At 64.2% G+C, this 25,217-nt stretch carries 25 protein-coding genes and 1 pseudogene; 18 read left to right on the top strand and 8 right to left on the bottom strand.

The annotated features are described in order from the left end of the window. Window positions 1-26 precede the first annotated feature (26 nt). Entirely contained in the window at window positions 27-1,670 is a 1,644-nt protein-coding gene (locus tag CDQ92_RS17085; RefSeq protein ID WP_088443426.1) for a putative bifunctional diguanylate cyclase/phosphodiesterase, read from the bottom strand. A 248-nt stretch (window positions 1,671-1,918) separates the two neighbouring features. Between CDQ92_RS17085 and ffh the strand changes: the two genes are divergently transcribed. From ffh to CDQ92_RS17065, 4 genes and pseudogenes are all read left to right on the top strand, one after another. Beyond that, window positions 1,919-3,349: a signal recognition particle protein gene (gene ffh, locus CDQ92_RS17080; protein WP_188682430.1), complete on the top strand. Its 1,431-nt coding sequence runs from the start codon at window positions 1,919-1,921 to the stop codon at window positions 3,347-3,349. A 40-nt stretch (window positions 3,350-3,389) separates the two neighbouring features. Next, window positions 3,390-3,863, top strand: a pseudogene (gene rpsP, locus CDQ92_RS17075) (30S ribosomal protein S16); the annotation flags it as partial. Between the two features lie 204 nt (window positions 3,864-4,067). Beyond that, entirely contained in the window at window positions 4,068-4,562 is a 495-nt protein-coding gene (rimM, locus tag CDQ92_RS17070; protein WP_088442891.1) for a ribosome maturation factor RimM, read from the top strand. A gap of 77 nt (window positions 4,563-4,639) precedes the next feature. After that, window positions 4,640-6,145 carry a serine hydrolase domain-containing protein gene (locus CDQ92_RS17065; protein ID WP_088442889.1) on the top strand — a complete coding sequence of 502 codons (1,506 nt, stop codon included), beginning with the start codon at window positions 4,640-4,642 and terminating at the stop codon, window positions 6,143-6,145. Between the two features lie 9 nt (window positions 6,146-6,154). On the opposite strand, the gene CDQ92_RS17060 is transcribed toward CDQ92_RS17065, so the two are convergent. Together CDQ92_RS17060 and CDQ92_RS17055 are read right to left on the bottom strand one after the other, a co-directional pair. Further along, window positions 6,155-7,399: a GGDEF domain-containing protein gene (locus CDQ92_RS17060; RefSeq protein ID WP_088442887.1), complete on the bottom strand. Its 1,245-nt coding sequence runs from the start codon at window positions 7,397-7,399 to the stop codon at window positions 6,155-6,157. Between the two features lie 200 nt (window positions 7,400-7,599). Further along, window positions 7,600-7,779 carry a hypothetical protein gene (locus CDQ92_RS17055; protein WP_088442885.1) on the bottom strand — a complete coding sequence of 60 codons (180 nt, stop codon included), beginning with the start codon at window positions 7,777-7,779 and terminating at the stop codon, window positions 7,600-7,602. Window positions 7,780-7,882: 103 nt separating this feature from the next. Here CDQ92_RS17055 and CDQ92_RS17050 point away from each other — a divergent pair, with 103 nt between their 5' ends. The 7 genes from CDQ92_RS17050 to CDQ92_RS17020 all read left to right on the top strand — a co-directional run bounded on the left by CDQ92_RS17050 (window position 7,883) and on the right by CDQ92_RS17020 (window position 13,305). Further along, complete coding sequence (locus tag CDQ92_RS17050; protein WP_088442883.1) at window positions 7,883-8,803, top strand: LysR substrate-binding domain-containing protein; 921 nt, start codon at window positions 7,883-7,885, stop codon at window positions 8,801-8,803. Next, on the top strand, window positions 8,800-9,537 hold the full coding sequence (gene trmD / locus CDQ92_RS17045) for a tRNA (guanosine(37)-N1)-methyltransferase TrmD (RefSeq protein WP_088442881.1): 738 nt from the start codon (window positions 8,800-8,802) through the stop codon (window positions 9,535-9,537). Before CDQ92_RS17050 ends, trmD begins: the two co-directional genes overlap by 4 nt. Before the next feature lie 4 nt (window positions 9,538-9,541). Continuing rightward, entirely contained in the window at window positions 9,542-9,919 is a 378-nt protein-coding gene (rplS, locus tag CDQ92_RS17040; protein ID WP_088442879.1) for a 50S ribosomal protein L19, read from the top strand. Between the two features lie 114 nt (window positions 9,920-10,033). Further along, the gene (locus CDQ92_RS17035; protein ID WP_088442877.1) at window positions 10,034-11,059 is read left to right on the top strand and encodes an aspartate-semialdehyde dehydrogenase; all 1,026 of its coding nucleotides are present in this window, start codon (window positions 10,034-10,036) and stop codon (window positions 11,057-11,059) included. A 108-nt stretch (window positions 11,060-11,167) separates the two neighbouring features. Then, window positions 11,168-11,950 (top strand): dimethylarginine dimethylaminohydrolase family protein, encoded by a 783-nt coding sequence (locus tag CDQ92_RS17030; protein WP_088442875.1) that lies wholly within the window; start codon window positions 11,168-11,170, stop codon window positions 11,948-11,950. 125 nt (window positions 11,951-12,075) lie between these two features. Further along, complete coding sequence (locus CDQ92_RS17025) at window positions 12,076-12,696, top strand: DUF2238 domain-containing protein (RefSeq protein WP_088442873.1); 621 nt, start codon at window positions 12,076-12,078, stop codon at window positions 12,694-12,696. A gap of 3 nt (window positions 12,697-12,699) precedes the next feature. Continuing rightward, window positions 12,700-13,305, top strand: coding sequence for a hypothetical protein (locus CDQ92_RS17020; RefSeq protein WP_144035816.1), 606 nt, complete (start codon window positions 12,700-12,702; stop codon window positions 13,303-13,305). Between the two features lie 297 nt (window positions 13,306-13,602). Here the strand turns inward: CDQ92_RS17020 and CDQ92_RS17015 are convergent, their stop codons facing one another. Further along, entirely contained in the window at window positions 13,603-14,289 is a 687-nt protein-coding gene (locus CDQ92_RS17015) for a hypothetical protein (protein ID WP_229667553.1), read from the bottom strand. Window positions 14,290-14,556: 267 nt separating this feature from the next. On the opposite strand from CDQ92_RS17015, the gene CDQ92_RS17010 reads away from it, so the two are divergent. Next, window positions 14,557-15,702, top strand: coding sequence for an ISAs1 family transposase (locus CDQ92_RS17010; RefSeq protein WP_088440109.1), 1,146 nt, complete (start codon window positions 14,557-14,559; stop codon window positions 15,700-15,702). A gap of 121 nt (window positions 15,703-15,823) precedes the next feature. On the opposite strand, the gene CDQ92_RS17005 is transcribed toward CDQ92_RS17010, so the two are convergent. From CDQ92_RS17005 to CDQ92_RS16995, 3 genes are read right to left on the bottom strand one after another with little or no spacing between them, the layout of a single operon-like run. Then, complete coding sequence (locus CDQ92_RS17005) at window positions 15,824-17,413, bottom strand: MDR family MFS transporter (RefSeq protein WP_088442869.1); 1,590 nt, start codon at window positions 17,411-17,413, stop codon at window positions 15,824-15,826. A gap of 56 nt (window positions 17,414-17,469) precedes the next feature. Then, entirely contained in the window at window positions 17,470-18,588 is a 1,119-nt protein-coding gene (locus tag CDQ92_RS17000; RefSeq protein ID WP_088442867.1) for an HlyD family secretion protein, read from the bottom strand. Beyond that, complete coding sequence (locus CDQ92_RS16995) at window positions 18,588-19,037, bottom strand: MarR family winged helix-turn-helix transcriptional regulator (protein ID WP_088442865.1); 450 nt, start codon at window positions 19,035-19,037, stop codon at window positions 18,588-18,590. The genes CDQ92_RS17000 and CDQ92_RS16995 overlap by 1 nt, the downstream gene beginning before the upstream one ends. Window positions 19,038-19,180: 143 nt before the next feature. On the opposite strand from CDQ92_RS16995, the gene CDQ92_RS16990 reads away from it, so the two are divergent. The 4 genes from CDQ92_RS16990 to CDQ92_RS16975 all read left to right on the top strand — a co-directional run bounded on the left by CDQ92_RS16990 (window position 19,181) and on the right by CDQ92_RS16975 (window position 23,380). Beyond that, entirely contained in the window at window positions 19,181-19,828 is a 648-nt protein-coding gene (locus tag CDQ92_RS16990; protein WP_088442863.1) for a 2-hydroxychromene-2-carboxylate isomerase, read from the top strand. Window positions 19,829-19,870: 42 nt separating this feature from the next. After that, on the top strand, window positions 19,871-20,623 hold the full coding sequence (locus CDQ92_RS16985; protein WP_088442861.1) for an alpha/beta fold hydrolase: 753 nt from the start codon (window positions 19,871-19,873) through the stop codon (window positions 20,621-20,623). 76 nt (window positions 20,624-20,699) lie between these two features. Beyond that, the gene (locus CDQ92_RS16980) at window positions 20,700-22,547 is read left to right on the top strand and encodes a M2 family metallopeptidase (protein WP_088442859.1); all 1,848 of its coding nucleotides are present in this window, start codon (window positions 20,700-20,702) and stop codon (window positions 22,545-22,547) included. Continuing rightward, window positions 22,544-23,380, top strand: a complete 837-nt coding sequence (locus CDQ92_RS16975) for a hypothetical protein (protein WP_144035815.1) — start codon at window positions 22,544-22,546, stop codon at window positions 23,378-23,380. The genes CDQ92_RS16980 and CDQ92_RS16975 overlap by 4 nt, the downstream gene beginning before the upstream one ends. Before the next feature lies 1 nt (window position 23,381). Here the strand turns inward: CDQ92_RS16975 and CDQ92_RS16970 are convergent, their stop codons facing one another. Continuing rightward, window positions 23,382-23,708, bottom strand: coding sequence for an ArsR/SmtB family transcription factor (locus CDQ92_RS16970; RefSeq protein WP_088443422.1), 327 nt, complete (start codon window positions 23,706-23,708; stop codon window positions 23,382-23,384). A gap of 48 nt (window positions 23,709-23,756) precedes the next feature. On the opposite strand from CDQ92_RS16970, the gene CDQ92_RS16965 reads away from it, so the two are divergent. Beyond that, window positions 23,757-24,239 (top strand): SRPBCC family protein, encoded by a 483-nt coding sequence (locus tag CDQ92_RS16965; RefSeq protein ID WP_088442855.1) that lies wholly within the window; start codon window positions 23,757-23,759, stop codon window positions 24,237-24,239. A gap of 100 nt (window positions 24,240-24,339) precedes the next feature. Beyond that, window positions 24,340-25,161, top strand: coding sequence for a hypothetical protein (locus CDQ92_RS16960; RefSeq protein ID WP_144035814.1), 822 nt, complete (start codon window positions 24,340-24,342; stop codon window positions 25,159-25,161). The last annotated feature ends 56 nt before the right edge of the window (window positions 25,162-25,217 follow it).

Genomic DNA, 25,217 nt, shown 5'->3' with positions numbered 1-25,217 from the left:
GCCTGCGCGGGGGGCGGCGGTGCGAGCTAAGCCGTCTTGCGCAGCGGTTCTGCGCCCCCCGTGTCCGACCCCGTGTCGGGGCTCGTCGGCGGCAGCATCGACGTGCGGAGCAGCCCCCGGTCGGCGAGCAGGCGTTCGGTGTCGGCGGCGGACGCGGCGCGGCCGAAATACCAGCCCTGGCCCTTGGCGCAACCGAGCCGGGTCAGTTCGATCGCGGTTGCTTCGTCCTCGACGCCCTCGGCGGTGATCGGCATCGCCAGGCTTTCGCCCAGCCGCACGATCGCGACGACGATCGCCTGCGCATCGGGGCTGCCGCGCATCGCGGCGACAAAGCTGCGGTCGATCTTGATCCGGTCGAACGGCAGCGCGCGCAAGTGCGACAGCGAGCTATAGCCGGTGCCGAAATCGTCGAGGCTCAGCGATACGCCCTGATTCTTCAGGCTGGTGACGATCGAGCGGACGAGCGGCAGATTCTCGAACAGCGAACTTTCGGTAATCTCGACCTCAAGCTGGCTCGCCGGAAAACCGACCTCGACCAGCAGCTTGGTCAGCTTCTGGCTGAACCACGGGTCTTTCAACTGCTGCGGCGAAATATTGACGGCAAGCAGGATCGACGGATCCCAGCTTTTGGCGATCTCCATCGCATGCCGGATAACCTGCAGCGACAATTCGCCAATCAGGCCGCTTTCCTCCGCGACCGGGATGAAACGCTCGGGCGGAATCATGCCATATTCAAGCGATTCCCAACGCATCAGCATCTCAAAACCGACCAGACGGCCACTGGCGATGTCGACCTGAGGTTCGAAATGCGGCACGAATTCACCGCGCGGCATGCCCTCGCGGATGCCGGTTTCGATCTGGTTGCGGACCTGCACCGCCATTTCCATGCCGGGTTCGAACCAGCAGAAGCGGTTCCGCCCTTCGTCCTTGCAATTGTACATTGCGATGTCAGCCTGGCGCACCATGGTCTCCATCGTCACGCTGGCATCGTCGGCGAGCGCGATGCCGAGCGAGGCGCCAATGCGAATTTGCTGTGCATCGTGGGTCACCGAAGTTTCGAGCGCGGCGACCAGTTCGGCGGCAAGCGCGTCGATCGTTGCGCGGGCTGATGGTTCGAACGCCAGCATCGCGACGAACTCGTCGCCACCCAGCCGCGCCTTGGTCGCATTGGGCGGCAGGATCGCCGACATGCGCTCGGCGGCCACCTGCAGCACGCGGTCGCCGGCGGCATGGCCGTGGATGTCGTTGACCGTCTTGAAATGGTCGAGGTCGAGCAGGAACAGCGCGACGTGGCGCTTGTCGGCAATCGCCTTTGCGATCTGCTGCTGACCGGTGGCGAGCAGCGACCGGCGATTGAGAAAGCCGGTCAGTGGATCGGTATCGGCCAGATAGCGCGCCCGCTGTTCGGCTTCGGTGCGCTCGCGGATCTCGCGGTTCAGGTCTTCGTAACGGCGCCAGCCGAACAGGATCAGCGCGACATTGAGCACCATCGCCGCGGCCAGCGCGCGATCGGGTCCGCCGCCGATCCCGATCATCGTATTGACGACCGCCTGCATGACCGTGCTGCCGGTGCCGACGAACAGCAGGATCGCGGCGACCACGATGCCGCCGGCGACGACGTCGCGCTTGGCTCCGGTGCTGCGGTCCGACTGTTTGAGCGTTTCGATCATTTGGCTTTTCCCCACCATCGACGCCCTCATGCACGCCAAGCGGTGAAATTTGGGTTAAGTCGGCGCCGGTTTCGCTCGCTTGCCTTTACCGGGGGATCGGTGTAATGGCGCCCCGTTCGGCCGCATCTTGCGAACGAACATATCGATATCCGCGACGGAAGTTGTGTCCACGGATAACCGCTGGTTGGCGAGGTTTCGCTCACCGGCGTGTTTTGCGTTGCGGGCGTCGAAACAAAGGATTTGTGGCGGTGTTCGATAGTCTGAGCAATCGGCTGGGCGATGTTTTCGGAAAGCTCCGCGGTCGCGGCGCGCTGACCGAGGCCGACGTGCGCGCCGCGATGCGCGAAGTACGAATCGCGCTGCTCGAGGCCGACGTCGCGCTGCCCGTTGTGCGCAGCTTCGTCGATCAGGTCACCGACCTCGCAATCGGCCAGAACGTCCTGCGCTCGGTCACCCCGGGGCAGCAGGTCGTCAAGATCGTCAGCGACGCGCTGACCGAAATGCTCGGCTCCGAAACCGCCGAGCTCGACCTCAACGTCGCGCCCCCGGCGGTCATCATGATGGTCGGCCTGCAGGGCTCGGGCAAAACCACGACCACCGCCAAGATCGCGAAGCGGCTCAAGGAAAAAGAGCGCAAAAAGGTGCTGATGGCGTCCCTCGACGTCAATCGTCCCGCCGCGCAGGAACAGCTCGCCGTCCTCGGCACCCAGATCGACGTCGCGACTTTGCCGATCATCGCGGGCCAGGGCCCGGTCGAGATCGCCCAGCGCGCGATGCAGGCCGCTAAGCTGCAGGGTTTCGACGTTCTGATGCTCGACACCGCGGGCCGTCTTCACGTCGACCAGCAGCTGATGGACGAGATGCAGGCGGTGTCGCGCGCCTCGACGCCGACCGAAACCCTGCTCGTCGTCGACAGCCTGACCGGGCAGGACGCGGTGCAGGTCGCGCAGCGGTTCAGCGATCAGGTGCCGCTCACCGGCGTCGTGCTCACCCGCATGGACGGCGACGCGCGCGGGGGCGCGGCGCTGTCGATGCGCGCTGTAACCGGTAAACCGATCAAATTTGCGGGTACGGGCGAGAAGCTCGACGGGCTCGAACTCTTCCAGCCTTCGCGCATCGCCGGCCGCATCCTGGGCATGGGCGACGTCGTCAGCCTCGTCGAGCGCGCCGCCGAAACGATCCAGGCCGACGAGGCCGAGGCGATGGCGGCGAAGATGGCCAAGGGCCAGTTCGACCTCAACGACCTCAGAACCCAGCTCAACCAGATGCGCCGCATGGGCGGCCTCGGCGCGCTCGCGGGCATGATCCCGGGGATCAAAAAGGCGCAAGTCGCGATGGCGCAGGGCGCCGCCGACGACAAAATGCTCATCCATTTCGATGCGATCATGGGGTCGATGACCCCCAAGGAACGCGCGAAGCCCGAAATCCTGACCGCGAAGCGCAAGATCCGCATCGCCAACGGCTCGGGCACCACGGTGCAACAGGTCAACAAGGTGCTGAAGATGCACCAGGAAATGGCCGGCGCGATGAAAAAGATCCGCAAGATGGGCGGGCTGAAAGGCCTCGGCGCACTGTTCGGCAAGGGCGGCGGCATTCCCGGCATGGGCGGCATGCCTGGCCTTGGCGGCGGCGGATCCATTCCGCCAGAACTTGCGAATTTTATGAATAAAAAGAAGTAATTACACCCAAATTTAGGTTTACAGACAAAAGGAAAATATCATGGCTACTGCTATTCGCCTTGCACGCGGCGGTTCGAAAAAACGTCCTTATTACAAGATCGTTGTTGCTGACTCGCGCAGCCCGCGCGACGGCCGCTTCATCGAACGCATCGGCAGCTACAACCCGCTGCTTGCCAAGGACAATCCCGAGCGTATCAAGCTCGACACCGATCGCGCGAAGCATTGGCTGAGCGTCGGCGCCCAGCCCAGTGACCGCGTCGCCCGATTCCTCGACGCCGCTGGTGTCCAGGAACGCGCCGCGCGCAACAACCCGAACAAGGCTGTCCCCGGCGAAAAGGCCAAGGAACGCGCCGAAGAAAAGGCGCAGAAGCTGGCTGACGCCGAAGAAGCCGCCGCTGCAGCTGCCGCCGCTCCGGCACCCGAACCGGAAGCGGTTGAGGAAGCTGCTCCGGCTGAAGAGGCTGCTGCCGAAGCGCCCGCCGCTGAAGAAGCTGCTCCCGAAGCTGCTGAATCGGATGCGACCGGTTCGGTGAAGAGCGAAGACACTGCCGAAGCCGTTGCCGAAGCCGTGGCTGACGACGTTCCCGCCGACGCGACCGCCGAAGACGCGACCGCGATCGCCGAAGAAGTTTCGGAAGGCGGCCCGGTTGCCGAAGAAGCTGCTACCGAAGAAGCGCCCGCTGAAGAAGCTGGCGAAGAAGCAGCCAAGGCCTAAGCCTTGGCCAACGCTGACCGCCCCGTCACCCTTGCCGCCATCGCCGGCGCGCACGGGGTGCGGGGCGAGGTCCGCCTCAAGCTATTCGGTGAAGGCGCGGAAACCCTCCGCGCCTTTTCCGTTTTTGCGGCGGGCGACCGCAAGCTGACCCTGAAGTCGATCCGCCCCGCCAATCAGGGCGCGGTCGCCACCTTTGCCGAAATCACGGACCGCAGCGGCGCCGAGGCGCTGCGCGGTACAGTGCTGACCGTGCCGCGCTCGGCGCTGCCACCGCTGGGCGAGGGCGAATATTACCATCACGACCTGCTCGGGCTGCCGTGCGTGTCGACCGATGGCAGCGCGATCGGCGAAGTCGTCGCGATCGACAATTTCGGCGCCGGCGACATCCTCGAAATCGCCAGACCTGACGGCAAGCGCTTCATGGTGCCGATGAATGTGCGCGCGGTGCCGATATGGACCGACGACGGCGTGACGATCGACGCCGCGTTCGTCGAATAAACCAACCGGCATCTTATCGCCCGTTGTCGCTGCTTTGGCGCGCTGATAGCATCCTCGCATCCTAGGGGAGGCAGAATATGCGTTGGACATTGGGCTTGGCTTTGACATTGTTGCTGGCGCCGCTTCCGGCGCAGGCTGAGGATCCTGCGCCCAAAACGCTCGACCAGATCGCCCCCGAAATCGACGCGCTGTTCGCGAAATATCAGGCCGACGCGCATATCCCCGGCATGGTTTATGGCGTCGTCAAGGACGGCAAGCTCGCCTATGTGAAAGGCGTCGGCCTCCAGGATCTGACCGAAAAGCGCGCGGTCACGGCCGACAGCCGGTTTCGCATCGCGTCGATGACCAAGGCGTTCACCGCGCTGGCGATTCTCAAGCTGCGCGACGACGGCAAGCTGCGCCTCGACGACCTCGCCGAACAGCATGCCCCTGAAATGGAGCGCTGGGTCTATCCGACCAAGGACAGCCCGCGCATCCGCGTCCGCGACCTGCTCCACCACCTCGGCGGACTCGTCACCGACGACCCATGGGGCGACCGGCAACAGATTTTGTCGCAGCAGGACTTCACAAAAATGATCGCCGCCGGGGTGCCGTTCAGCCGCGCGCCGCAGTCTGCGTTCGAATATTCCAACTATGGCTATGCGCTGCTCGGGCGGATTATCGCCAATGCTTCGGGCATGGCTTATGCGGACTATGTCCGGCAGGCGATCCTGACCCCGCTCGGCATGACGAGCAGCGGCTTCGATGTGACCAAAACCCCGAAGGCCCATTACGCCCGCGGCTATCGCTGGGAAAATGATGCCTGGGCGCCCGAGCCCGAGATGATCGACGGCGCGTTCAACGCGATGGGCGGGATGCAGGTCAGCGCGAATGACTATGCCAAATGGGTCGCCTTCCTGCTCTCGGCCTGGCCGGCGCGCGACGACACCGACACGGGTCCGGTCAAGCGTGCGACGGTACGCGAAATGGTGCAGGGGCTTAATTTCATGGCGGTGGCGAACCGCATCGGTGCGAGCGGCGCCGCTGCGTGCAAGCAGGCGGCGGCCTATGCGATGGGCTGGCGCGTCGCGCAGGATTGCGACCTCGGGCTGACGCTGGCGCATGGCGGCGGCTATCCCGGCTATGGCAGCCATGTGATGCTGATGCCTGATCATGGCGTCGGCGTATTTGCATTGTCGAACCGCACCTATGCCGGGCCGTCAGCGCCCGCGTGGGACAGTGCCGTGGCGATGGACAAGGCGGGGTTGCTGACCGGCCGCGCGGAGCGGCTGACGCCCGCTGTGACAGATGCTTTTGCCGCGATCCGCGCTGCTTACGACACCGGGACGCTCGTCCCCCTCGACGGCAAGCTGGCGATGAATTTCCTGCTGGACCGATCGGCGGAAAGTTGGGCGGCCGAACTGGCAAAGCTGAAAGCCGAAGTCGGCGATTGCCCAATCGCCGAACCGCTGGCGCCGACCGGCGCGCTGTCGGCGGCGTTTCGCCTCAATTGCGCGAAGGGCAAACTCGACGGGTTGTTGTTGTTGGCGCCGACGACTCCGGCGACCATTCAGGCGCTGCGCCTCCGCGTTGCGGTACCCTGATGTCCGCCCTCAAGCCGCCTCGATAAACACCACCCGATTGCGCCCGCTTTCCTTGGCGGCGTACAGGTTGATGTCGGCCGACTTCATCGCGGCGCCGAAACTCGTGTCGCGGCCGATATGGACCAGTCCCATGCTCGCGGTCACCGGACGTTCCAGCAGCGGCACCATCTGTTTGACATAGGCGCTGATCCGCTGGCGCAGCCGTTCGGCCTCGATCGCGACGGCGGCTGGCGCGCCGCGGAACAGTAACGCAAATTCCTCGCCGCCAACCCGCGCCGCCAGCGCCGATCCCGATCCCAGCGCCACCCCGGCGGCAAAGATCACCCGGTCGCCGACGTCATGGCCATGATGATCGTTGATCGCCTTGAAATGGTCGAGGTCGACCAGCGCAATCGCGACCGGCGGTTCGTCGTTGTAGCTTTCTTCGATTGCCCGCCGATTGGGCAGCCCGGTCAGCGGATCGGTGTGCGCGATGATCCGCATCGCCTCGGCCTGCGCGCGCGCCTCCTGCCGCTCGCGGCGCAAGCGCATCAGGCGATCGAGGATGCCGAACGCGGTGAGCATCACTTCCAGCCCGAGCGCCGGGAACAGTAAGAACAGAAAACTGTCGAACGGCTGCCCCAACACGATGTCGTAGAACAGGCTGACACCATAAACCCCGCCAATGCCGCTCCACGCTGCCGCCTGATAGCGTGCGGTGCGGCTGCCGCGCTTCAGCGCGATCACGACCGCCGCCGCGCACAGCGCCAGCATCGCGACCAGCACGGCACTGCGCAGCATCATATAGGTGTCCGCGTCGGGCATGACCGTCGCCGGGGTCGTCAGCAGGATCAGGGCGGGCGGCCAGCCGAGCCAGCGATAAAGCCGCGGGCCGACCATCCCCGGCTCGAGATAGGATCGCAGAAATACGCCCGATACGACCAGGCTCAGGTCAAAGAAGATGGTGATCCACACTTGGCGCGCAAAACTGTCGGGCGCCAGCCACGGCCCCATCGCCAGCGGCGACAGCGCGACCGTGAGCGCAAAATAGGACAGCGCGCGCACGCTCTGCCAGATCAGGAAGCGTTCGCGCAGCAGGCGATAGAATACCGCATTATAGGCAAGCGAGAACAGCAGCAGGCCCAGGAAGATGCCGGTGAGCACTCCGTCCCAGGTCATGCTGGTCGCATCGGCGAACGAAGATTGCGCACGCGCTGGCGCAGCGGCGGCCAACAGCCCCGCGCCCAACGCCAAAATTCGCGCACCTTCCGCCATGCGACCCCCGTCATGTTTAACGGCGGACGCTAGGCGCGCAGCGGCTGATTTTTGGTTAACGGTGCGTTGGGGAAATGGGCTTGATGCCAAACCATAGCCGCGAGCTGGTCGAAGGGCGCCCAGGGGGCGGGGACTCCCTTCGACCAGCTTGCGGCTATGGCTTGTCCGTTTTCATTATTAACTGGCCTTGTGGTACAGGGTCATGTTGCATCGCGCTGGGTCACCGGCAAAGGCATCGTTTCCGCAACGGGGGCAGGTCGCGCAATCCGGACACCGATACGCCGGAACCGGGCGACCAGCCACAACAGGCCATAGTGCAAATCATCGCTGAAACGGGGATGGCCCTCGGCCCAGGTCCGCATCCAAAGTTCGTCTTTCATCACACATCTCCTGCTGATCCGATGCTTGCCAGATGCGCCTTTGCCGTGCGCTCCGCCAACAAAAGCTTTGCGTCATATCATAAGTTAAGCTTATAGACTGGCGATGCCGAAGCTGCCGCCCCTCGCTGCGATCCGGACCTTCGAAGCCGCGGGAAGACTGGAAAACTTCTCGCGCGCCGCCGAGGAGCTTGGGCTGACGCAGGCGGCGGTCAGTTATCAGGTGCGCCAATTGGAAGATCGGCTTGGCCGCGCCTTGTTCGTGCGCGCCAAGGGGCGGGTGCGGCTGTCCGAAACCGGCAAGCGGCTGCTTCCTGCAATCTCCGGCGCCTTTGGCGCGATGGGCGACGCGTTTGCCGCGCTGGGCAATGACGAGGCCGATGTGCTGACGATCAGCGCGATGACGACCTTTGGCGGCACTTGGCTCAGCGCGCGGATCGGCGGGTTCCAGCTGGCCTATCCCGACCTTGCAGTGCGCATGCTGATGAACAATGATTTGGTCGATTTCAACGCCACCAATGTCGATGTCGCAATTCGGGTGGGCCTTGGCGGATGGTCCGGCCTGCGGGCCAATTTTCTCTACCGCAGCCATGTGACCCCGATCTGCGCGCCTGGCTTTCTGAACGTCAATCACATCGCGTCGCCCGCCGATTTGCTGAACGTCGACCGACTGGCGCCCAACGACCCTTGGTGGGCGGGCTGGTTCGCCGCCGCGGGCGTCGCTACCGTGCCGCCGCCTCAGCGCAGTGGCATCGAACTCGACAGCCAGTTGCAGGAGGCGAGCGCGGTGCAGAGCGGTTACGGTATCGCGATGATGACGCCGCTGCTGTGGCGCGTCGAACTCGACGCCGGGCGACTGGTCCAGCCGTTCGACACGCTCTTTCTGCCCGGCACCGCGCATTATCTCGTCCACCGCGAAAACCGCGTCGGCGTCCGCAAGATCGAACGCTTCCGCGAATGGCTGCGCGTCGAACTCGCGAAGGATCGTCATCTGTTGCCCGAGGCGCTATGGCATCCGCTGCCATGACCTTCACTGTCGTTCCCCTTACGCTTTATCCCGATATCTTCCCCGGCCCGCTGGGACACAGCATGGCGGGGCGCGCGCTCGAGAGCAGGACGTGGGCGTGCGCACCGGTGCAGATCCGCGATTTTTCGACCGACAAGCACCGCACCGTCGACGACACGCCCGCGGGCGGCGGAGCGGGGATGGTGCTCAAGGCCGATGTGCTGGCGGCGGCGCTCGACCATGCGGTCGCGGCGCATCCGGGCCTCCCGATCCTCGCCATGACTCCCCGCGGCACGCCGATCACCCAGCGCCGCGTGCGCGACCTCGCGGTCGGGCCGGGGGCGATCATCCTCTGCGGCCGGTTCGAGGGTTTCGACGAGCGCATCTTCGACGCGCGGCCGATCGAACAGGTGTCGATGGGCGACATCATCCTATCGGGCGGCGAGATGGGGGCGCTGTTGCTGCTCGACGCTTGCATTCGGCTGCTTCCCGGCGTAATGGGCGCGGCTTCTAGCGGGGACGATGAGTCGTTTGAAAACGGCTTGCTCGAATATCCGCACTATACCCGGCCCGTCGAATGGGAAGGGCGCACGATCCCCGAAGTGCTGCGATCGGGGGATCATGCGAAGATCGCGGCCTGGCGGAAACAACAGGCGGAAGATCACACACGGTTACGCAGGCCGGACCTTTGGGAGCGTCATATCGATGCTCGGGCCCGACCTGCCTCTGGCGCGCGGCGAAAAGAAAAGGACTAGAGGCATGAACCTCATCCAGACGATCGAAGCCGAAGAAATTGCCAAAGCGGCAAAAACCATTCCGACCTTCCGCCCCGGCGACACGCTGAAAGTCGGCGTGAAAGTGGTCGAAGGCGAACGCACTCGCGTCCAGAATTTCGAAGGCGTGTGCATCGCGCGCTCGAACAAGGGCATGGGCTCCAACTTCACCGTGCGCAAAATGTCGTTCGGCGAAGGTGTCGAGCGCGTGTTCCCGCTGTACTCGCCCAACCTCGACAGCATTACTGTCATCCGCAAGGGTGCCGTGCGTCGTGCGAAGCTTTATTATCTTCGTGGCCGCACTGGTAAATCGGCGCGTATTGCGGAGCGCCGCGACTACCGGCCGGAAGCCAGCGAGGGCTAAGGGAGACTTTCCCAACCCCAAGCGAAAACAGCTTTCCAAAACGACCGGTTCCGCCAAAGCGCAGAACCGGTCGTTTTTCGTTTCAGCACATCATCTTCAGAACGGGATTTCATCATGGGTTATCGGATCGTTGTCGCCGGCGCGACGGGCAATGTCGGGCGCGAAGTGCTCGCCATCCTTACCGAGCGCGAATTCCCGATCGACGAACTGGCGGTCGTCGCCTCGTCGCGCAGTCAGGGGACCGACGTCGAAATCGGTGACACTGGCCGTACGCTGAAATGCCAGAATATCGACAATTTCGACTGGGCCGGCTGGGACATGGCGATCTTTGCGATCGGCAGCGAAGCGACGAAGGTCCACGCACCCAAGGCCGCGGCGGCAGGCTGCGTCGTGATCGACAATAGCTCGCTGTACCGCATGGACCCCGACGTGCCGCTGATCGTGCCCGAGGTGAACCCCGACGCGATCGACGGCTATACCAAGCGCAACATCATCGCCAACCCCAACTGCTCGACCGCACAGATGGTCGTCGCGCTGAAGCCGCTCCACGACGCCGCCACGATCACCCGCGTCGTCGTCTCGACCTATCAGTCGGTCAGCGGCGCCGGCAAGGCGGGCATGGATGAACTGTGGAACCAGACGCGCCAGATCTTCGTCGGCGACGAAAAGGACATCCAGAAGTTCACCAAGCAGATCGCCTTCAACGTCATCCCGCACATCGACAGCTTCCTCGACGACGGGTCGACCAAGGAAGAGTGGAAGATGGTCGTCGAGACCAAGAAGATTCTCGATCCCAAGATCAAGGTCACCGCGACCTGCGTCCGCGTCCCCGTCTTTGTCGGCCATTCGGAAGCAATCAACATCGAGATGGAGCGCGAACTGTCGGCCGAGGACGCCCAGCGCATCCTGCGCGAAGCCCCCGGCGTCGTCCTCCACGACAAGCGTGAGGACGGCGGCTACATCACCCCCGTCGAATGCGTCGGCGACTTCGCGACCTTCGTATCGCGCGTTCGCGAGGATCCGACGGTCGAGAACGGCCTCAACCTGTGGTGCGTCTCGGACAACCTCCGCAAGGGCGCGGCGCTCAACGCGGTGCAGATCGCGGAATTGCTGGGGCGGCGGCATCTGAAAAAGGGCTAATCCCCCTTCCGAATTCCGTTCGTGTCGAGCGAAGTCGAGACACCCATCGTCGGTGCGCGCCCTCGCGGCATCTCGACTTCGCTCGATGCGAACGACTAAGGGAGGCAGATGAATTCTGCCCCCTGCATATTCACCCACGCGCTCTGCCGCGCCCCCGCCCCCTCGGCGATCCACGGCATCCGTGCCGACGGCGGCCCCGATCCCGTCTTCGCGGGTCTCGCCGCCGAGCATGCCGCCTATGTCGCGACCCTGCGCGACCTCGGCCTGACCGTCGACGTCCTCCCGCCGCTCGATGACTTCCCCGACGCGCTCTTCACCGAAGACGTCGCGCTGACTTTTCCGGAGGGCGCGATCCTGCTCCGCCCCGGTGCCCCCACTCGCGCGGGCGAGGTCGCGCATATCCGCGCCGCGCTCGGCTTCCATCATGCACAGCTGCTCGAAATGACCGGCCCCGGCTACGCCGACGGCGGCGACGTGCTGCGCCTCGCCGACCGGGTGATCATCGGCCTGTCCGACCGCACCGACCGCTCGGGCGCGACCGAACTGGCAAAGCTGCTCGAAACGCTCGACTACCGCGCCGAAATCGCCGAAACACCGCCCGGCGTCCTCCACTTCAAGACGGGCTGCGGCCTGATCGACGCAAACACGATCCTCGCGGTCCCCGAAATGGCGAGCTGCCCGCAATTCGCTGGGCTCGAAGTCGTGCTCACCCCGCTTGGCGAAAACCCCGCCGCCAATATCCTGCGCGTCTGCAGCACCGTTCTCGTCGGCGCCCGCTGGCGCGCAACGCGCGCGATGCTCACAGCGCGCGGCATCGATTGCCGTCCGCTCCCGACCGACCAGATTGCGCGCATCGATGCCGGGCTCAGCTGCATGTCGCTGCGCTGGTGACCGCCTATAAACTCCTGCTCAGCTCTCAAATTCCCTTTGCACCGAGCGAAATCGACATGCGTCCCGTTCGTGCTAGTCTTCACGGAGTCTCGACTTCGCTCGACACGAACGGATAGGGGGACGGGATGACCGAAGCCGCTTCCACGACCCAGCGCGCCCAGCGCCGCCTGCTCGGCGTCCTCCTTATCCTGCTGCTGCTCGTGCAAATCGAGCAACCCTATCCCGAAATCGCGCTACTCCAGCATATTCCGACAATGCTGCTGCTCGTCGCCGCCCCTGCGCTGCTCCGCAGCTGGCCGCTATCCACCCCCGCAGTTGCTTGCATCGTCGCCTTCATGGCGCTCCATACCCTCGGCGGCCGCTATGCCTACAGCAGTGTCCCTTACGACGCCTGGTCGCGGGCATTGACCGGCACCAGCCTGTCCGACGCCTTCGGCTGGACCCGCAACCATTATGACCGCCTCGTCCATTTCGCCTTTGGCGCGCTGTCGGTGATCCCGGTGGCGGAGATCGCGCGGCGGTGGGGCGGGCTCGGCAAGCGCGGCGCCGCGTTAACCGTGCTGGGTTGGGTCTTGTCCACTTCCTGCCTTTACGAAATCTTCGAATGGCTGCTGACCATCGTCGCCGCAGGCGAGACTGCCGACCGCTACAATGGCCAGCAGGGCGACATCTGGGACGCGCAAAAGGATATGGCGCTGGCAGTGCTGGGTGCGATATTGGTGCTGCTGGTCCGGCGGAGGAGATAGGCGATGCGTAGTATGATGACCCTCGCGATGGTGGCGCTGCTCGCCGCCTGCAAACCGGCGCCTGAAAAGACCCCCGCCGCGAGCGAGATCACCGCGCCCCCGGTCCCCGAAGCGAAAGCCGACGGCCCCGCCGCCGCAACCACCGCGGTCAGCCTTGATGGCGAGGGGCTGCGCTTTATCGACAAGACCAGCGGCAAGGCCAGCCTGCTCGCATTCGGCGTCCCGCGCGCGCAGGCCGAGGCGGCGCTGGCGAATGTTGCGGGCAAGGAAGACGATCGCAGCACCAATGACGAATGCGGCGCCGGCCCGATGCAATTCACCCGCTATGACGCGATGACGCTGAATTTTCAGGACGACAAATTCGCCGGTTGGTTCCTCGGCAACGAACCCGGCGCAGCCGCCTATTCGACGGCGAGCGGCATCGCCATCGGCACGACGCGCGCCAAGGCGGGCGAGTCGGTGTCGATCATCGCCGTCGAGGACAGCACGCTGGGCGAGGAATTCAGCATCGGCACCGGCGAGAATGTCGTCGGCGGCATATTCGCCTCGCCGGGCGACGCGGCAAAGATCGATGCACTGTTCGCGGGCGTGAATTGTTTCTTTCGGTGACGAGCGGACGCGGGCCTCTCTTCTCCCCTCCATACTAGGGAGGGGCTTGGGGTAGGTAGCCCCCGAAGGTGGAGCTCTGCCTCGGCTCGCTATCGCTCGCACCCACCCCTCACCCCAACCCCTCCCTCTCAGGGGCCCCTTTGGAGAGGGTTGGGTGAGGGTGTTTGCAGTTAGTTTTTTTAGACGATGGGTGATCCCCTCACCCAACTTCGGCTAAATTGCTGCGGAACCAAGCCTTCGTATCCCTCTCCCGACGGGAGAATGGCAAGATCGCTCCCCGGCTTCAATCAGCTCTAACTACCGCCGCCGGAGCCCATAATCGATCCGGATCCGAACCCACGCCCCCACCATCGGCTTCCCGCCCAGCCGCGGCGGCCGGACCCGGAATTGCCAGGCCGCGGCGAGCACCGCGCGCATGATCCGCGATCCGGTCGGATATTCGTCCAGCCCGACGCAATCCTCGACGCGGAAATCGGGCGCGGTTCGGCAGGCGATCAGGCCCCAGCCGGGGCCGTCGGCGGTCGATAAATAGCCGCGCAATTCGTCGTTGCTCGGCTCGCGGTACCAGGCGGCGGCATAGAGCGGCTCGCCATTCGGCGCCGTCCCCACCCGTTCGGTGTCGCGAGAGGATGAGGACGTCCCCCCTGTATTGGGCGGTCCGTAGACCTGCCCGCCCGGCGGGCGGGCCCCGATCCGGGGGACCGTCGTCGGCGGCAGTGGGGGCTGGGGCGGTGCGGGCGGTTGCGGTGCAGTGAGCGGCTCGGCGGCTTTTGGCGGCACCGGTTCGTTGGGCGTTGGTGGCTCAGGCAGAGGCTCGGTCTCGGCTCGCTGGCTCTCGCGCGGGCTCGCTTCGGCGGCCTCTTCGGCCGCCTGCGGCGCGGCGATGCTGACCACACTGACCCACTCCTCCTTGACCACCGGCGGCTCTTCCACGCCAAAGGTCAGCAGCATCAACAGCAGCAGCGCCGGGATCAGGACAGACAAGCCGATGGCAAGCGAACGCCGCCCCGCCCCGATGCTGAGCTGTTCGACATAGGGCGTGGCTGGGAGAGGGCTCAGCGGAAGCGATCTTTGGTGGCGGCACCCGGCAGCGGGCACCCGAAGGCACGGTTCGCGGGGATAGGGGGAGGCCGGGTCTTTGACAAGGGCGGGGGCATAGAAGGGCAGGGCAATCGGGTGAAAGAAGAGGCGACAAACGCGTGAATTGCTGAATCTATGCAAATCCTCAGATTTGGACGCGGGGATATTGTGATGGACAGTGGTGATCAGTCGAGCGGAGCGCTTGGCGAGGCGGTGGTTTTTCTGGATCATTTCCGTGAGTTGGTCGATGGTCGCCAACTGGCGAAGGTGATGTATCCGCTTGAGGAGATATTGCTTTTGGCGCTGCTGGGCGTTTTGGCGGGTGCGGAGACATTCGTCGACATCGCCCGCTTTGGAGAGAAAAAGCTGGATTTTCTGCAGCGATTTCGTCCCTTTGCTGCCGGCACGCCCTCGCACGATCACCTTGGTGACATCTTCGCGACGCTCGATGCCGAACAGTTCCAGCAGTGCTTTGTGAAGTGGGTCGCCTCGCTCACCGGGACCTGTGCCGAGGTCATTGCAATCGACGGCAAGACATCGCGTCGTTCGCACGACAAGGCGGGCGGCAAGGCAGCGATCCATATGGTCTCGGCATTTGCCGCTCGCCAACGGTTAGTGCTGGGCCAGGTCAAGATCGACGAGAAGTCGAACGAGATCACTGCTATCCCCCGATTACTGGCCATGATGGATATCGAGGGTGCCGTCGTGACAATCGACGCTATGGGCTGCCAACGCGTGATTGCTCAGACGATCCTCGACAAGAAGGCCGAGTATGTCCTGGCGCTCAAGGGGAACCAGGCGGCTCTGCACGAGGATGTCGCGCTGTTCGTAGCCGAGCAGAAAGAGCGCAACTTCCATGAGTGCAAGATCAGCCAAAACACGACGGTCGATGGCGACCATGGCCGCATCGAGACCAGGGCGACCACCGTCATCCACAATCTCGACTGGCTTCCCAAGGACCATGGATGGCCCGGCCTGAAGGCCGTCGTCATCGTCGACAGTATCCGCGAGACAGGCGACAAAGCCACCCACGAAACCCGCCTCTACCTAACCTCGGTGCAGCTGCCCGCCGAGCAGCTTGGTGCCATCGTGCGCCATCACTGGGCGATCGAAAACAGTCTCCATTGGGTTATGGATATGGTCTTTCGCGATGACGAATGCCGGGTGCGCACGGAGCATGCACCTGCAAACTTCACCACCATAAAGCACATGGCGCACAATCTACTGCGATCCGCTCCGGGAAAAGACTCGATGCGGCTCAGAAGAAAAGTCGCAGCTTGGGATGATGACTTCCTCGCCGCAATTATCTCACGATGACTTGTTCACCCGATTCCCCTGCATAGAAGGGTAGCGACCGATTGCGGACATGGCCGATCCTCCCCTCCCCGTTCCGGGGAGGATCGGCTACGCTGGCTTCCCACCCCAAAGCAGCCTCAACCTAATGCCCCAAATCCGCCACCGACGCCACCGGCCCACCCGGCCTCGGCGGCCGCAGCAACAGCACCAGTGGCACCGCCGCCAGCGTCATCCACATCATCGCCCAGAAGTTGTCGATATAGGCGACCATCGCCGCCTGCCGGTTGATCTCGGCATTGACCATCGCCAGCGCTGTTTCGCCCGCGATGCCGAACCGGTCGGCGGTCGACGGGTCGAGTATGCTGACCGAACTGTTGGTGACATGCGCCGACAGGTCGGCGTGGCTCGTCTGGATATTCGACCCCAGCAGGGTGGTGACGATCGAGATGCCGATCGACGCGCCCAGGCTGCGGAACAGGTTGAGCAGGCTCGATCCGTCGGTGCGATATTGCGGCGCGATCGTCGCGAACGCCATCGTGTTGAGCGGGATGAAGATCAGCCCCATGCCCAGCCCCTGCACCAGCCCGCTGACGATCACCGGTTCCATGCCCATCGCCAGCGACCAGTGGCTCATCTGCCACAACGAAAATGCGGCGATCGCGAGGCCGGTACCGACCAGCCAGCGCGGATCGACCTTGCCGAGCAGGCGCCCGGCAACCGCCATGCTCATCAAAATGCCGATGCCGCGCACCGCCAGCGCCAGCCCGGTGTCGATCACCGGCCAGCCGAACAGATTCTGCAACATCGGCGGCAACAGCGCCATCGACGCGAACATCACCACCCCGACGACGACCATGAATCCCATCGCGGTGACCAGATTGCGGTCGGCCAGCATCGCGCGACTGAACAGCGGCGCGTGCGCGGTAAACATATGCACCACGAACATCCACAAGCACGCGACCGCGACGCCGCATTCGATCCAGATTTCGACGCTGTCGAACCAGTCGGCATGCGCGCCGCGGTCGAGCATCAATTGCAGCGCCGCCAGCCCGAGCGCGAGCATCGAAAAGCCGAACAGGTCGAACCGGCGGCTCGTCTTTTTCGTCGCCGGCAGCAGCGCCCACATCAGCGCCAGCGTCAGCAGTCCGAACGGCAGGTTGACATAAAAGACCCAGCGCCAGCTCGCCTGCTCGGTCAGCCAGCCGCCCAGAACGGGGCCGACGATCGGCCCGATCATGATTCCCATGCCCCAGATCGACATCGCGCGCGCATGGCGCTCGGGTGGGTTGATGTCGAGCATTACCGCCTGCGACAGCGGCCCGATAAAGGCCGCAAAAACGCCCTGCAAAAAGCGAAACGCGACCATCTGGTCCAGCGACTGTGCCGCGCCGCAGGCCATCGACGCGACGATGAAGCCGAAAATCGCGATCAGGAACAGCTCGCGCCGCCCGATCCGATCGGCCAGCCAGCCCGTGATCGGCATCGCGACCGCGCTCGCCAAAATATAGCTGGTGAGCACCCACGTCACCGTCTCGCTCGTCGCGCCCAGCGCCGATTGCATATGAGGGATCGCGACATTGGCGATCGTCGTGTCGAGGATCTGCATGACCGACGCCCCCATGACCGCGACGGTCAACAGCGCGCGGTGGCGGACACGTTCGTGAAGCGGGATGCTGTCGTCGGCGGGCAGCGCGGTCGCGGCGGGGCGGTGTAGGAGAGAGCGCGAGGCCATGGCCGACTCAACCCCTGAAGGGGAGGGATGCGGTTGCGTAAAGCTGCACGGGCACCCTACTTCCCCGCCACCGCACCACTGCTGGTAAACACCCGAACATCCGCCGACAGCCCCGCGATCATCTCGCGCGCTGGCTTCTCGTCGAACGCGATCCGCACCGGCACCCGCTGCGTTACCTTGACCCAGTTGCCGGTCGCATTCTGCGCCGGCAGCACTGAAAACTCGCTGCCCGTCCCGGCGCCGATCGTCAGCACATGCCCGCGCACGTTCAGCCCCGGATAGGCGTCGAAGCTCACCTCGGCGCGCTGGCCGACGCGCATGTTGGCGAGGTCGGTTTCCTTGAAATTCGCCTCAACCCACGGGTGCGCGGTGTCGACCAGCGTCACCGCGGGCAGCCCCGCGACCATCATCTGGCCGACCTGCAACCGGTCCGATTGCGCGACGCGCCCGGCACTTGGCGCGCGGACGGTGGTGCGGGCGAGGTTCACTTGCGCTTGCGACCGCTGAACCCGCGCCGCCTCGACCTGCGGGTTGACCCCGCTCGCCGGACCCGTGGCCAGCTTGGTACGCGCTTCGACCGCGGCGGCCTCGGCCTGCCGCACCCGCTCGCGCGCCTGCGCGACCGCGTGGCGCGACGCGTCATAGGCGGCCCGGGTGGTGAAACCTTTTTCCATCAGCGCGGCCTGCCGTTCGAAATTGACCTGAGCGAACGCGACATCCTCGCGCGCCGCGGCAATGTCGACGCTCGACGTATTTGCGCTCGCCGACAGATTGCCGACCTCGACCTGCGCCGCGTCGATCGCCGCGGTCGCCTGCGCGACGTTCAGCGCATAGGGTTCGCCGTCGATGCGGAACAGCAATTGCCCCGCGGCGACCTGCTGGCCGTCGCGCACGGCCACTTCGGTGATCCGGCCGCCCACTTCGGCGGCGACCGACACCTTGTCCATCTGGACATAGGCATTGTCGGTCGACACCGACCCGCCGCTGGTCAGCCAATAATATCCGCCGACTGCGATCAGGATCGCGGGCAGCCCGAACATTAGCAGGCGGGTGCGCCACTTCGGCGCGTCCTTTTGCTCGGTCGCGGTCGCCGGACTGAAGGGCGGCAGCGGATCGGCCTTGGGCGCGGCTATTGAATTGTCGGCCGCGGGGCGGGTGGGGGACAGCTGGTCCATCAGGCGGCCTCTTCTTTTTCTTTCTGGCAGATGCGGCGCGACAGATTAGCGCGCACGCGCTCGACCAGGTCGTTCAGCTGCTCGCGCTCGGCGGCGCTCAGCCCTTCGGTCGCTTCGGCGGTCAGCGCATCGATCGTGCCGCGCATCCCGTTGAGCAGCTCAGCCGCGCGCGGCGCCAGATACAGCTGCCAGGCGCGGCGGTCGGTCGGGTCGGCGCGGCGCTCGACCAGATCGGCCTCGACCAGCCGGTCGATCATCCGCGACAGCGTGATCGGCTCGACCTCGATCAGCTCAGCCATCGGCCCCTGCCGAATCCCCTCGTTGCGCCGGAGATAGGTGATCAGCCGCCATTGCAGCGCGGTGATCCCCGTGTCGCGGGTGCGCGCGTTGAACGCGCGGCGGAACAGCCGCGCGCTGTCGTTAAGCAGGAATCCGATCGTTTCACTCATGGCATTCGATATAATAGCAATAGCTACTACCTGCAAGGGATCGACCTGATGGCAACTTTGCCAACTTCCGCAAATCCATCCAGCTTGGTGAAAACTCCCCCGACAAAGCTTGCAAAGCGGCGCCATTTCCGCAGGATGACGTCATGACATTGACCGCAGACCTCTTCTGGTCGTTCCGCTCGCCCTACAGCTATCTCGCCATCGCCCGCTACCGCGCGCTCGCGGCGAGCCACGACCTGTCGATCAACCTCCGCCCTGTCTATCCGCTCGCGATCCGCCAGCCCGATTTTTTCGACCGCAACCACCCCAATTGGCTCAGCTACACGATGCGCGACATGATCCGCGTCGCGCAATTCCACGGCATCCCGTTTGGCCCGCCGCGCCCCGATCCGATCGTGCAGGATATCATGACGCGCGAGATCGCTGCCGAGCAGCCCTATATCTATCGCCTCACCCGACTCGGACAGGCGGCATCGCGGCGCGGGAAGAGCCTGGCGTTCGCACATGAAGCGGCACAACTGATCTGGGGCGGCGCGCGCGACTGGCATCTCGGCGACCATCTGGCGGGCGCGGCGCAGCGCGCCGGACTCGATCTCGCCGAGCTGGACGCCGAAGCCGTGAAGGATGCCCAGACGCTCGACAATGAAATCGCCGCTAACCAAATCGCGTTGGAGATGGCCGGGCATTGGGGGGTGCCGACTTTGGTTTTCGAGGGCGAACCTTTCTTCGGGCAGGACCGGATCGAGATGGCGAAGTGGCGGATGGAGCAAAAGGGGCTGCGCCCGCGCTGAACATCCTTGCCCAATCGGCCGCCGCGCGGGCATAGCGTGAATATGACGAGCGAACCCCAATATTTCGAGGCGCGCGACGGCGTGCGGCTGGCGTGGCGCGAAACCGGCGAGGGCAGGCCGCTTGTGCTGCTCCACGGCCTGTTTTCTAGTGGTGAAGTCAACTGGATCAAGTTCGGTACCGCGGTGCGCATCGCCGCTGAGGGCTATCGCATTATCATGCCCGACCTGCGCGTCCACGGGTCGAGCGAAGCGCCGCACGAGGCAGAATTTTATCCGCCCGACGTGTTGGTGCGCGACCTCGAGGATCTGGTCGCGCATCTCGGCCTGGCTGACTACGACCTCGGCGGTTTTTCGCTCGGCGCGCGGACGAGCGTGCGCGCGGTCGTCGCCGGGATGGCCCCGCGCCGGTTGATCCTGGGCGGCATGGGGCTGGCTGGCCTCGCCGGCTGGCAGCGACGCGGGGCGTTCTTCCGGCGCGCGATTGCCGAATATGAATCCGCTAAACGCGGCGACGACACTTGGCTGTCGATCCAGTTCATGAAGACGATGAAGGTCGACCGCATTGCCGCGGGGCATTTGCTGAACAGCTTCACTGACACCCCGCCTGAGGCGCTTGCGGCGCTGACGATGCCCGTGCTCGTCGTGTGCGGCGCAGACGATCACGACAATGGTTCGGCGCCCGAGCTGGTCGCCGCGCTTGCCGATGCCGAGCTCGCGACGATTCCCGGCACCCATATGTCAAGCGTGACCCAGCCCGAGCTGGGTGAGGCGATCGCGGCGTTCCTGATCGCTTGACCCTGCCGCTACCGCGCGCCAAGCTATCTTCATTGCGCCAAAGTGCGCCATGAGAACAATCCAGAGGACGCACCCCATGAAAGTCATGATCTCTAGCCTGTCGCTTGCCCTTTCGCTCGCCGTCGCCGGCCCCGCCGTCGCGGCGGAGCAGAAGCCCGCAGCCTCCACCGCAAAAGCAGCGAAGCCCACCGCCGCCGACGCCGAAGCCTTTATCGCGGCCGCCGAAAAAGACCTGTTCGACTATACGGTCGAGGCGAGCCAGGTGAACTGGGTCAACAGCACCTATCTGACCGAAGACACCGACGCGATGGCGGCGCGGATCAACGCCGTTGGCACCGAAAAATCGGTCAAATATGCGCTCGAAGCCGCGAAGTATAAGGATGTTCCGGGGCTGAGCGCCGACGCCATGCGCAAGCTCGACATCTTGCGCACCGGCCTCGTCCTGCCCGCGCCGACCAAGCCCGGTGCCGCGACCGAACTCAATCAGATCGCGACCGACCTGCAGTCGCAATATGGCAAGGGCCGCGGCACGCTGAATGGCAAGGAAATCTCAGGCTCCGACATCGAGGAGCAGATGGGCAATATCGAGCGGACGCCCACCGAACTCGCTGAAATGTGGACCAGCTGGCACGACAATGTCGGTGCGCCGATGAAGGACGACTATGCGCGAATGGTCGGGATCGCCAACGAGGGCGCCAAGGAGCTCGGTTTTGCGAACACCGGCGCGATGTGGCGTTCGGGGTACGACATGTCGCCCGAAGATTTCGCCAAGACGACCGAGCGTTTGTGGCAGGAAGTGAAGCCGCTCTATATGGCGCTGCACACTTACACGCGCTGGAAACTGAACGAGAAATATGGCGATGCGGTGCAGCCGAAGACCGGGCCGATCCGCGCCGACCTGCTCGGCAATATGTGGGCGCAGGAATGGGGCAATATCTACCCGCTCGTCGCGCCCGCGGGGTCGGGCGACCTGGGCTATGACGTCGGCGAGCTGCTGACCGCGCAGGGCAAGTCACCGCTCGATATGGTCAAGATCGGCGAAAATTTCTATTCGTCGCTCGGCATGGCGCCGCTGCCCGACACCTTCTGGAAGCGGAGCATGTTCACCAAGCCCGCCGACCGCGAAGTCGTGTGCCACGCGTCGGCATGGGACGTGGACAACAAGGACGACATCCGCATCAAGATGTGCATCAAGGTCAACGCCGACGACTTCACGACGATCCACCACGAGCTGGGCCACAATTATTATCAGCGCGCCTATAACAAGCAGCCGTTCCTCTATCTGAACGGCGCCAACGATGGTTTCCACGAAGCAATCGGCGATTTCGTCGCGCTGTCGATCACCCCACAATATCTGGTCGATATTGGCCTGCTCGACACGGCGAAGGTGCCGAGCGCGGACAAGGACACCGGGCTGCTTTTGCGGCAGGCGATGGACAAGGTTGCCTTTCTGCCCTTCGGCCTGCTCGTTGACCGCTGGCGTTGGGGTGTCTTCGATGGCACGATCAAGCCTGCCGATTACAACAAAGCGTGGACCCAGCTACGTACTCAATACCAGGGTATCGTGCCGCCGGGTGATCGACCGGCGAACGCCTTTGACGCGGGCGCGAAGTTTCATATCCCCGGCAACACCCCCTACACACGCTATTTCCTCGCTCGCATCCTGCAGTTCCAGTTTTATGAGGCAGCGTGCAAGCAGGCGGGCTGGACCGGGCCGCTCCACCGCTGTTCCTTCTATGGCAACAAGGAGGTCGGCGCGAAGCTGAACGCGATGCTCGAAATGGGCGCGTCGAAACCCTGGCCCGAAGCGCTGGAGGCCTTTACCGGCAGTCGCGAAATGTCGGGCAAGGCGATGGCGGAATATTTCGCGCCGCTGAAGACGTGGCTGGACGAGCAGAACAAGGGCAAACCGCAGGGTTGGTGAGGCGCGGCGCCCTGATGCTGTTGGCGTGCGGGGCGGCGGCGGTTTCGTCCGCCGCTGCCCCACCACCACCGCCGGTCTATCCAGATGATTTGCCGCGGATGCTCGACGGTTACGACTTGGGCGTCGTCTATTCGCGATACAGCTTCTGGATCGAAGGGCAGAAGGGTACGGTGATCGATGCGATCATGGCTGAGCCGACCGAGGTGGCCGGTTATCGGCCGCAGTTCGCGGCGCCCATCAGCTTCAGGACATTTTCCGATTATGGGCATGTCCAGTCGGGCGATATCCGAAGCTATTGCCGGACGGTGAGTGCGACGCAGGTGGACCGCAGCGACTGCCGGTTCGTTTTCAGGTCTGTCACGATTCCCGCTGCCGCAATCAACCGCACCGGTCCTGTCGGATCCTTCATGCGGGAAACTTTCGATCCGGCCGCCGTGGTTGCGAACATGAAAGCGAACGGCGTCGCCCCCGATGCCGATATGTGGCGGATCGAGGGTCACCGGATATTTGCAACCCTGCCGTCGCCGACCAAGCTGCTGCGCGACAATGCAAAGGTCGACACGATTGATTCGCACCAGTGTCCAGCGATGCGACGTGCGCTTGGTGCCATCGAGGGGCAGGCGCTGCCGCAGCGGATCGATATTCCGCTCATCGGCGAAGACGGGTGGGTGCCACCGCCCCGGCCCCATGCCGCCCAACGCGAAGACAAGCTGAACTTTGTCGCGGACGGAGGTGCCATGACCTTGACCGGTTGGCGCTTGCTCCAACCGCTGCTCGGACCGGTTTATGCGGCTGCCGATGCCTGCATGAGCGGGCGCTTGATGTCCGGATAGACTATTTCGTTTCGGCCGACTGTTTGAACCGCGCCAGCCGCGCGCTTGCTGCGGCCGCGTGCGGGCCGATCCAGCGGTCGTGGATGTCCTGAATCGGCATCGCGTTGAGGTGGTTCCAGCGTTCCCGGCCGCGACGTTCGGCGATGATCAGCCCGGCGTCCTCCAGCACCTTCAGATGTTGCATCACGGTGCAGCGGTCGATGTTGGCGAAGTTGCCGCACAGCGTGCCTGTGGTCAGCGGCTGATCCTTCAGATTATCGAGAATCTGACGGCGGATGTGCGACGCCAGTGCTTTGAAAATCTTGTCATATTCGGCGTGGATTGACATGTTATAAATATATAACATAATGACAGGCGAATCAAGCGGAGAGGGTCAATGGAGCTTAAGTTTCGAGTGGCGGCGCGGATCGCGAAGCCGGTCCACCGTGTATTCGAGGCGGTTGTCGACCCCGCGCAGCTGTCGGAATATTTCACGACTGGGGGCGCGCAGGGGCGACTGCAGGCGGGGGCTACGGTGACGTGGGACTTCCACGACTTCCCCGGTATCTTCCCGGTATATGTGATCGAGGTTGTCCAGGATGAGAAGATCGTCCTCGAATGGCAGGCGAGCGAAGGCGAGGCGCCGAACGTCGCGGACGGCGAGCTGGCGGAAGCCGATTACCGCACCCGGGTAACGATGAGCTTCACCGCGCTCGACGATGGTCGGACGCTGGTCGAAATCGCCGAGGAGGGCTGGCGCGAAAATCAGGGGGCGCTGGGTGCCAGCTATGGCAATTGCCAGGGCTGGTCGCAGATGCTGTGCGCACTGAAAGTATGGATCGAGCATGGCATCCACTTGCGCAACGACATGTATCGCTGAACGGGCGTGTCGGCGACGAGATACCCGGTACATCTTTGCGGTGGCATTCGGCCATCGGGGCGGCAATGAAACGCGTTCCGATGCAACGAAAGGCAACCGTGTGAAGCGCGTATTCCTGGCCGTCTCTGGCCTGCTTCTGGGCGCCGGGACGGCGCAAGCAGCGACGTGCGAAGATAGTTTTGTCAAAAAAGGCAATCCCCTCACCGGGTTGCGCTTTGTCGCGACGACCACCGTGCCGAACATGAGCAAGAAAAGCGCAATCGGGCAGCTCAACGGCATCATCGCTTCCAAAGGCTATGCGATCCTGGCCGTCGAGCCCGATGGCGGCGCAATGCTGGTCGAACCGCCGCCGACCGGAAAGTCGCGACCCTTTCCGATCGAGATTGCCGCCGACGGTGCAGGGACGGTGCGCATGGAGGCCAAGCTGCGCGCCGGGATGGGCATTCCCGATGCCGCGGCCAAGGCCGAAATGTGCGGCATCCTGACCCAGCTGAAAGGCGGAAAAGCGGGCGACGCGCTCGCGGCGAAGGGGCTGGGCGCGACCAGCGCTCCCGGCGCCCCGGTTCGCATGAGCGTGCTGCGGTTCTCGCAGGACATCACCGGGCAGGCCGACAAGAATAATGCCGCGGTTCAGAAGCGTTATGAGGGGCGGCAATTCACCCTTTACGGGCCGGTGTCCTATGTCGGACTGGTCGGCGACAGCTACCGCGTCGAATGGAAACTGCTCGCCAATGTGCTGACCGACATCATCCCTGGTCGTGCGTCGGCGGGCCTTTCGGTCAACTGCGTCCTGGCCAAGGGGCAGGGGGCGTATGCATTGCAGTTGAAGCCCAACAAGCATGTTGAGCTGACCGGGACGTTCGATCAGCTGGATTACGGCCTGTCGTCGGTGTGGCTCAAGGATTGCCGACCGGTGAAATAGGGCGCTGGGGCGCGAACATTAGCTGCACCGAAACAAATTCGGCGCCCCCGTGGAGG

It is taken from the genome of Sphingopyxis bauzanensis, from assembly GCF_002205675.1.
In the GTDB taxonomy this organism is placed as follows: Bacteria; Pseudomonadota; Alphaproteobacteria; order Sphingomonadales; family Sphingomonadaceae; genus Sphingopyxis; species Sphingopyxis bauzanensis.
Note: the sequence above shows the minus strand (reverse complement) of the source record. Positions and strands in the feature narration are given on the sequence as shown.

What these genes read in the sequence shown, in the direction of transcription:
- CDQ92_RS17010 (WP_088440109.1), top strand. Translation starts at nt 14,557, where the DNA reads ATGGACAGTGGTGATCAGTCGAGCGGAGCGCTTGGCGAGGCGGTGGTT.
- CDQ92_RS17000 (WP_088442867.1), bottom strand. Translation starts at nt 18,588, where the DNA reads ATGGACCAGCTGTCCCCCACCCGCCCCGCGGCCGACAATTCAATAGCC.
- CDQ92_RS17050 (WP_088442883.1), top strand. Translation starts at nt 7,883, where the DNA reads ATGCCGAAGCTGCCGCCCCTCGCTGCGATCCGGACCTTCGAAGCCGCG.
- CDQ92_RS17030 (WP_088442875.1), top strand. Translation starts at nt 11,168, where the DNA reads ATGAATTCTGCCCCCTGCATATTCACCCACGCGCTCTGCCGCGCCCCC.
- CDQ92_RS17085 (WP_088443426.1), bottom strand. Translation starts at nt 1,670, where the DNA reads ATGATCGAAACGCTCAAACAGTCGGACCGCAGCACCGGAGCCAAGCGC.
- CDQ92_RS16965 (WP_088442855.1), top strand. Translation starts at nt 23,757, where the DNA reads ATGGAGCTTAAGTTTCGAGTGGCGGCGCGGATCGCGAAGCCGGTCCAC.
- CDQ92_RS16990 (WP_088442863.1), top strand. Translation starts at nt 19,181, where the DNA reads ATGACATTGACCGCAGACCTCTTCTGGTCGTTCCGCTCGCCCTACAGC.
- CDQ92_RS17005 (WP_088442869.1), bottom strand. Translation starts at nt 17,413, where the DNA reads ATGGCCTCGCGCTCTCTCCTACACCGCCCCGCCGCGACCGCGCTGCCC.
- CDQ92_RS17065 (WP_088442889.1), top strand. Translation starts at nt 4,640, where the DNA reads ATGCGTTGGACATTGGGCTTGGCTTTGACATTGTTGCTGGCGCCGCTT.
- CDQ92_RS16995 (WP_088442865.1), bottom strand. Translation starts at nt 19,037, where the DNA reads ATGAGTGAAACGATCGGATTCCTGCTTAACGACAGCGCGCGGCTGTTC.
- CDQ92_RS17055 (WP_088442885.1), bottom strand. Translation starts at nt 7,779, where the DNA reads ATGAAAGACGAACTTTGGATGCGGACCTGGGCCGAGGGCCATCCCCGT.
- CDQ92_RS16980 (WP_088442859.1), top strand. Translation starts at nt 20,700, where the DNA reads ATGAAAGTCATGATCTCTAGCCTGTCGCTTGCCCTTTCGCTCGCCGTC.
- CDQ92_RS17035 (WP_088442877.1), top strand. Translation starts at nt 10,034, where the DNA reads ATGGGTTATCGGATCGTTGTCGCCGGCGCGACGGGCAATGTCGGGCGC.
- CDQ92_RS16970 (WP_088443422.1), bottom strand. Translation starts at nt 23,708, where the DNA reads ATGTCAATCCACGCCGAATATGACAAGATTTTCAAAGCACTGGCGTCG.
- CDQ92_RS17060 (WP_088442887.1), bottom strand. Translation starts at nt 7,399, where the DNA reads ATGGCGGAAGGTGCGCGAATTTTGGCGTTGGGCGCGGGGCTGTTGGCC.
- CDQ92_RS17025 (WP_088442873.1), top strand. Translation starts at nt 12,076, where the DNA reads ATGACCGAAGCCGCTTCCACGACCCAGCGCGCCCAGCGCCGCCTGCTC.
- CDQ92_RS16985 (WP_088442861.1), top strand. Translation starts at nt 19,871, where the DNA reads ATGACGAGCGAACCCCAATATTTCGAGGCGCGCGACGGCGTGCGGCTG.
- trmD (WP_088442881.1), top strand. Translation starts at nt 8,800, where the DNA reads ATGACCTTCACTGTCGTTCCCCTTACGCTTTATCCCGATATCTTCCCC.
- rplS (WP_088442879.1), top strand. Translation starts at nt 9,542, where the DNA reads ATGAACCTCATCCAGACGATCGAAGCCGAAGAAATTGCCAAAGCGGCA.
- CDQ92_RS17020 (WP_144035816.1), top strand. Translation starts at nt 12,700, where the DNA reads ATGCGTAGTATGATGACCCTCGCGATGGTGGCGCTGCTCGCCGCCTGC.